We start from the raw sequence: 6,693 nt of genomic DNA, 5'->3' as shown, positions 1-6,693 counted from the left end.
AGCGAGGGAAGCGGCTGGAGCCGTGCCCGCGGAAAGCGTCCATCCGTAGCGGAAATCAACTTTTTCAAATAATACTTCCATTGTAAAAGAAAAAAGGCTGTAGGCAAACTCCTGAATTTCTGGAGTTTGTCTACAGCCTGACGGATCCAATTTTGGATCCGTTTTTTCTTTGGTTGTACATAAAGGATCCCGTGTTAGTGTCCGGGATTGAAAGGGTATGAGTGAATTGAATTACGGCGATGGCCAAGAATAGATAGGAAGCATCGTGCCTGCCGCATGAGCGGGCACCGAAGGAGGTTTTGCAAATGGCTGTCGATCCGAAAATCCAGGCTTACTTGGATAGATTAAACAGCAAAAAGCAGTTGCTGCTGAGTGAAATCAATGCTGAGCAATTCAGGAACAGTGCCTCTATGGAGGGCATCCCTGCCGATGAAAAGGAAGAGGTGTACAATATCGAGGATGATTCACTGCCGCTGGAAGGACGAGACCTGCATATCCGCATCTATACACCGGAAGGGGAGGGACCTTTGCCGCTACTTATGTTTTATCATGGGGGCGGCTGGGTGACGGGCAATTTGGATTCCCATGATTCAATATGCCGGTCCATTGCCAATATTGCCGGGTGCAAGGTGATCTCGGTCGATTACCGGCTTGCACCGGAGCATCCATTCCCAGCTGCAGTCGACGATGCGTACGATTCCTTGGTATGGATCGCCGAAAACGCGCAGAAGTATAACGTCGACCCTCAGAGAATCGCCGTCGGCGGAGACAGTGCTGGAGGAAACTTGGCCGCAGTTGCCTGTCTGAAAGCAAAGGAAACAAAGGGTCCGCCTATTATTTTTCAGCTCCTGCTCTATCCATCAACCGGCTATGAAGAAGAACCGCCTTCCATCCGCGAGAACGGGGAAGGATACTTACTGACAAAAGAATTGATGGAATGGTTCCGGGATCAGTATTTCCGCTCCCGGGAGGATATGCAGAGCCCGTATGCTTCCCCGGTTTTGGCAGAGGATCTGTCAGGGCTGCCGCCTGCACTGATTGCGACGGCACAGTACGACCCGTTGCGGGATGTTGGTCGGACGTACGCCGAAAAGCTGGAAGAAAGCGGTGTTCCGGTCACATACAAAAACTACGAAACACTGATCCACGGATTTGCCAACTTCCATGCGTTCGTCCCGAGTGCTCAAAATGCACTAAGAGAATGTGCAGAGATGCTTAGGGACGTTTTCCTGAAGAAGTGAAAGGCAGACAGTACGAAAAGATGAAAACCGCTCCCCGATAGAGGAGCGGTTTTTGATGCTTGAATGGGTAAAGCGAGCGGTGGGCTGTTCCCTACGCAATTTCGTTATACGATCAATCGCAGCTTAAGCGGTTTTAAAAACACTCACCATTTTCTGCAATTCCTCGGCCATTTGCGACAGGGATTGTGCAGAGGCTGTAATTTCTTCCATGGACGCAAGCTGCTCCTCTGCGGCGGATGCCACGCTTTGGGAGCTTGCAGAGGATGCCTCTGCGCTTGTCGAGATTTCGAAAACGCGGAGCGCCATTTGTTCTACAGTCGCAGAAATGTCGTTGACGGCATTTGTTACTTCTACTGTCTGTTTCGAAACATCATTTGAAGATTGCAGGATTCTGCTGAAACATTCTCCTGTTTCATTTGTTAACGTCACACCGGTTTGGACTTCATCTGTGCAAGTTTCCATCGACGCGACTGCCTCTGATGTACTTGCTTGGATATCATGAATCAAGCTGGTGATTTGTCCCGCTGATTCCCTTGAAATCTCGGCGAGTTTTCTGACCTCGGCTGCTACAACCGCAAAGCCTTGCCCATGCTCTCCGGCCCTCGCCGCTTCAATTGCTGCGTTCAGTGCCAGCAGGTTTGTTTGCTCGGCGATGCCGGAAATGACCGCAACAATCTTTTCAATTTCAGCCGAGCGGTCTCCTAATTGCCTGACAATCTGAGAGGTAGAGTTAACGGTATTGCTGATCGAATGAATCTGGTTAATCGTTTTTGATAGAGAAACGTTCCCACGCTCTGATTCCGCGGTGGTCATTGTAGAATGTTCAGAAACAAGCGCGACAGCATTGGCAATATTACTGATGTTTACGGCCATCTCCTGCATGGAGATCGACGTGCTCTCCGTTCCTTGGATTGCCGTTTCGGAACCGGCAGCAAGCTCAGCGCTCGCTTCGGCAATATGCTCAGCCGCGTTGTTTGTTTCCTCTGAACTTGCCATCAATTGCTCGGAGGAGGCGGCCACGTGATCGGATGATTCCCTGACTTTCATAATCAATTCGCCCAGTTGAATGAGCATTTCATTAAATGACCTGGAAAGGGATCCGATTTCGTCCTCGGATTGGTAGGAACTCCTTACAGACAAGTCTCCGTCTTTTGCTCGTTTCATCACCTTTTCCATTTCGCTCACCGGCTTCTGGATCAAATTGGCGATCGCCCAGCTGATGAAAAAGTAAAGGATCAAGGTGGATGCCAGGATGCTTGCAAAAAGGATCAGGGACGCCCGGATCTCTTTTTTATTTTGTCCGTTTATTGACTTTGCATCTTCGCTGTTTATTTTAACCAATTCGGAATACTGCTCGTTGATATGGTCCAAGATTGGCTGTACTTCTGTTACATATGTTTTATAGGCAGCGACATTCTGGTTTTTCAAAGCGAGATTGAGGGTTTTCTCCTTAGCCTTCTCAAATGCCTGTGACGACAAAGTTATTTCTTCTAAAAGCTTCAGTTCCTTCGGATCATCCGTATTATATTTTTCTCTCAGCTTTCCATTTTCTTTAATCTTCCTATCCATTTCCACCATCAGTTTGCTGTTGCGTTCGTTATTGGAGTTGGCGGTCAACTCGATTATGTATCTTTGGATGGTTTCTAAGTTTTCTTTAAGCTTGGTCACTGTTTCGATCGGCTTCAGTTTATTTTCATACATATCTTCCACTTTATTGCCAAGTGAATACAGTTGGGTGAAACCAATAATTCCAATGGCCAGCAGGCTTATAAGCGTAATGCCGGATAACAGGCCGAATTTTGCATAAACTTTGAGGTTTTTAATCCATTTCATGCTGTAGTCTCCTTATGTAGGGTAAGTTAGAGAGGTTTGTAGAAAAACACAATATTTTCTGGCATCCACATGTTAAAGTATAGGATAAATGTTCTACGAAAGAAAGAGGATATAATGGTAAATTAATAGATTTGTTTTAGGTTATAGGTATTAAAGTCTATTTTTGAGGAGCGGATGGATGTGGCAGGTTCGTTAAAATAGGAAAATCGAATGGGTTGGTCATGCCGCGGGAAATGGTGGATTGAGAACAAAGACCTGATCGAATATCAAGTCGCCACCAAGCTGGAAGAGAAGGAGCTATCATCACAACGTGGAACGGAGCCGGCACGCTGGAACCTAGTCCCCAGCTAGTCAGCTATACCGTTATCTTTCCCAGCAAAACTTGCGGACGATCGGTGTGAAAGTGGTAGAGACGGTCAATGGCAGGACAAAGATTTGTGTGGAAATGCCGTTGACTGGCGGTTAAAAAGGAAATCTGTTAGGTTCAAGTTTTCATCGTATTATTCTATAATACGGAGGCAAAGGAGGCTATCGGATGTCTGTTGAAATGGACAGTGAGACAAGGCCAGGAAGAATAAGAATCACGAATGCCAGAATTCCCGGTATAGAGCCTGACCAGGCCCTTTTTACTGTCACGGTCCAAGAGGGAATAATCCAAGCGGTTGAAGATGCCGGTGCTGGACATGACATGGGAGACAGCGTCGTCGATGCAAAGGGGAAGCTGCTGATTCCAGGTATGATTGATGTACATATACACGGGGCAAACGGATATGACATGATGGATGGAACGGAAAAGAGTATCATCGAAGTTTCACGGACCTGCGCGGAAACGGGCTGCACTTCTTTTCTGGTGACATCTGTCTCCTCTTCCTTGGAGGATGTCGAGAAAATGATCCAGGCGACAAAGAAGGCAATCGGCAAGGAACCGGGTGCGAAAATAGCAGGCATCCATTTAGAGGGCCCGTATTTGAATGTAAAGCGGAAAGGGATGCAAAATGAGAAGTTCCTCCGCCATCCGGACTTGGAGGAGCTGCAAAAGATTTTGGATCAAGGCGAAGGGTTGATTAAGATGGTGACGGTCGCCCCTGAGCTTCCTGGCGGGCTGGAAATGGTGGAATACTTGAAAAGCCAGGGAATCATTGCGGCCATTGCGCATTCTGATGCCACCTATGAGGAGGCGAAGCTGGCATTTGCGAAAGGCGCCAGCCATATCACCCATTGCTTCAACGGGATGCCGCCTATTCACCACCGTGCCCCCGGCCTCGTAGTTGCCGCGTTTGAAGAAGAGCACGTCAGCTTGCAGGCGATTGTCGACAACGTCCATCTTCACCCGGCGATCGTCAGGCTTATGCATCGCATAAAGGGCGCGGAGGGAATGGTATTGATCACAGATGCCCTCCAGGCGATGGCGCTAGGCGATGGGACCTATCAATTCGGGGGCCATGAAGTGACAGTGAAAGATGGAAAAGCCCAATTGGCGGATGGGACCCTTGCCTCAAGCACGGTGACGATGAACGAGGCATTGCGGATGACGGTCGAGAACGGCATTCCTCTTGCGGATGCAGTGAAGATGTCATCTGCCACTCCTGCTGAACTGCTCGGTTTGGTGTCAAAAGGAAAAATCGCCCCGGGAATGGACGCGGATCTCGTTTTGCTCGATGGAGAGTATAAAGTCGAGTGGACGATGATCGAAGGAGAATTCCTGTCTGCACGCCACTAAAGCGGGTATGCCGGCAAACAATAATGTACAGGAGGAATTTGATGAGAAGACTTGGTGTTTCAATTTATCCCGAAAAGTCAGAGATGGAAAATGATAAGCAATACTTGAAGAAGGCGGCTGAAAATGGCTTCAGCCGGGTCTTTACCTGCCTGCTGTCCGTAACAAAACCAAAAGATGAAATCATCGCCGAATTTACCGAGGTGATTGAATTTGCAAAGGAACAGGGATTTGAAGTGATGCTTGATGTCGCTCCATCTGTTTTTGATCAGCTTGAAATCAGTTATGACGACCTCAGTTTCTTCGCGGAACTAGGAGCCGACGGAATCAGGCTTGATATCGGCTTTGATGGCGCAAAGGAAGCAGCGATGACGTTTAACAAGTACGGTTTGAAGATTGAACTGAATATGAGCAATGACGTCGATTATCTGCCGAATATTTTGACGTACCAGGCAAATAAAAACAAATTGGTCGGCTGCCATAACTTTTATCCGCAAAAATACACTGGGCTGCCATATGACTTCTTCATTGGGGCATCCCACCGCTTTAAAAAACATGGGTTGACGACTGCAGCATTTGTCAATTCCCAGGATGCTGATTTCGGGCCGTGGGATATCAATGACGGGCTTTGCACATTGGAGATGCACCGTAACTTGCCGATCCATGTTCAGGCAAAACATTTATGGGCGACCGGTTTGATCGACGACGTCATCATCGGCAACGCTTACGCAAGTGATGAAGAGCTGGAGGCACTTGGCCGGCTGGACAGGGATATGCTGGAGCTTGACGTCCGGTTCCTGCCTGAGGCGACAGAGCTGGAAAAGAAGATTACCCTCGAAGAAATTCATGTGCGGCGCGGGGATATCAGTGAATATATGATCCGTTCGACACAGGTCCGCGTGAAATACGGGGATCAGCCATTCCCTCCAGGGATGACAGATGATCAGGAGAAAGGCGATATTATTATCGGCAATGACCGGTTTGGAAAGTACAAGGGAGAACTTCAAGTTGTGCTTAAATCCATGCCTGAAGACGAACGGAAGAATACTATCGCAAGAGTTGTGAATGAAGAACTATTTTTGATCGATTATATTAAACCGTGGGACCTGTTCCGCCTGCGGGATTATACAAAATAAAAAAATGAGCGGAGGGGAATCCCCTTCGCTTATTTTTTCGTTGATACTGTATTGTCCAGGAACGAAGCCCAGTCCGGCAATTCAAGCCTGCAGAGGATTTCCAGTTCCTTCTGCCGCATGTCGGTATACGAGCTGACTTTCTTCAAGTCCTCATCGACAAACGCGGGATGGACCATAATTTCAACAGAATCAACATCCATTTCACTCAAGCGCTCGAAAACATCTTTGTAGATCCCGTCCTCATAAAAATCGAGATCGATGGCATCGGTCAGCAGCGGCACTTGTCCCTTCAAATGCTCCGCAAACCTGACAGGTACATCATACTCTTTGGCAAGCTTCACGATGATATTCTGTACCGGATCCCAGCCGTGAACATGATGGTGGCTGTCGATATGGTGGAGCGGGAGACCTGTTTTTAAAAATGCTTCAATTTGTGCCCGCCACTCTTTTTCAATTTGTGCCATGTCGGGCGCTTCCTTTTGTGCATACGTTTTGTTGTATTTGAAGTTCCCGCTGCTATCGATAAGATTAGGTACATCATTGCGAAGCGGTTTTCCCCAGGTAAGTACGAGATGAATGCCGACATTCAAATCAGGATGCTTTTTTGCCTGCTCTACCGCATGCTCCACCGCCAGGCCGTTCATCATGAGAGTTGTAGAGGTTACAATTCCTTCAGTGTGCGATTGGATGATGCCATCTGTAATTCCTTTGGTTAAACCGTAGTCATCTGCGTTGAATAAAACTTTCATGATGAAAGCCTCCTTAT

The 6,693-nt window shown here is 47.8% G+C and carries 6 protein-coding genes; 4 read left to right on the top strand and 2 right to left on the bottom strand.

All coding sequences use genetic code 11. From position 1 onward, the window contains the following. Positions 1–305 precede the first annotated feature (305 nt). A complete protein-coding gene (locus tag AC0TWI_RS16250) occupies positions 306–1,241 on the top strand; it encodes an alpha/beta hydrolase (protein ID WP_488127384.1) in 936 nt (311 codons plus the stop codon). 123 nt (positions 1,242–1,364) lie between these two features. On the opposite strand, the gene AC0TWI_RS16245 is transcribed toward AC0TWI_RS16250, so the two are convergent. Beyond that, positions 1,365–3,074: a methyl-accepting chemotaxis protein gene (locus tag AC0TWI_RS16245; RefSeq protein WP_488127383.1), complete on the bottom strand. Its 1,710-nt coding sequence runs from the start codon at positions 3,072–3,074 to the stop codon at positions 1,365–1,367. Between the two features lie 210 nt (positions 3,075–3,284). Here AC0TWI_RS16245 and AC0TWI_RS16240 point away from each other — a divergent pair, with 210 nt between their 5' ends. From AC0TWI_RS16240 to AC0TWI_RS16230, 3 genes are all read left to right on the top strand, one after another. Further along, on the top strand, positions 3,285–3,425 hold the full coding sequence (locus AC0TWI_RS16240; RefSeq protein ID WP_488127382.1) for a hypothetical protein: 141 nt from the start codon (positions 3,285–3,287) through the stop codon (positions 3,423–3,425). Between the two features lie 184 nt (positions 3,426–3,609). Next, on the top strand, positions 3,610–4,794 hold the full coding sequence (nagA, locus tag AC0TWI_RS16235; protein WP_488127381.1) for an N-acetylglucosamine-6-phosphate deacetylase: 1,185 nt from the start codon (positions 3,610–3,612) through the stop codon (positions 4,792–4,794). Positions 4,795–4,835: 41 nt separating this feature from the next. Beyond that, complete coding sequence (locus AC0TWI_RS16230) at positions 4,836–5,927, top strand: DUF871 domain-containing protein (protein WP_488127380.1); 1,092 nt, start codon at positions 4,836–4,838, stop codon at positions 5,925–5,927. A 29-nt stretch (positions 5,928–5,956) separates the two neighbouring features. On the opposite strand, the gene chbG is transcribed toward AC0TWI_RS16230, so the two are convergent. Continuing rightward, complete coding sequence (gene chbG, locus AC0TWI_RS16225; protein ID WP_488127379.1) at positions 5,957–6,676, bottom strand: chitin disaccharide deacetylase; 720 nt, start codon at positions 6,674–6,676, stop codon at positions 5,957–5,959. Positions 6,677–6,693 lie beyond the last annotated feature (17 nt).

Source organism: Lederbergia sp. B243.17 (genome assembly GCF_057657925.1).
Note: the sequence above shows the minus strand (reverse complement) of the source record. Positions and strands in the feature narration are given on the sequence as shown.

Coding starts and splice junctions, on each gene's coding strand:
- nagA (WP_488127381.1), top strand. CDS start 3,610: ATGTCTGTTGAAATGGACAGTGAGACAAGGCCAGGAAGAATAAGAATC.
- AC0TWI_RS16230 (WP_488127380.1), top strand. CDS start 4,836: ATGAGAAGACTTGGTGTTTCAATTTATCCCGAAAAGTCAGAGATGGAA.
- AC0TWI_RS16240 (WP_488127382.1), top strand. CDS start 3,285: ATGGGTTGGTCATGCCGCGGGAAATGGTGGATTGAGAACAAAGACCTG.
- AC0TWI_RS16245 (WP_488127383.1), bottom strand. CDS start 3,074: ATGAAATGGATTAAAAACCTCAAAGTTTATGCAAAATTCGGCCTGTTA.
- chbG (WP_488127379.1), bottom strand. CDS start 6,676: ATGAAAGTTTTATTCAACGCAGATGACTACGGTTTAACCAAAGGAATT.
- AC0TWI_RS16250 (WP_488127384.1), top strand. CDS start 306: ATGGCTGTCGATCCGAAAATCCAGGCTTACTTGGATAGATTAAACAGC.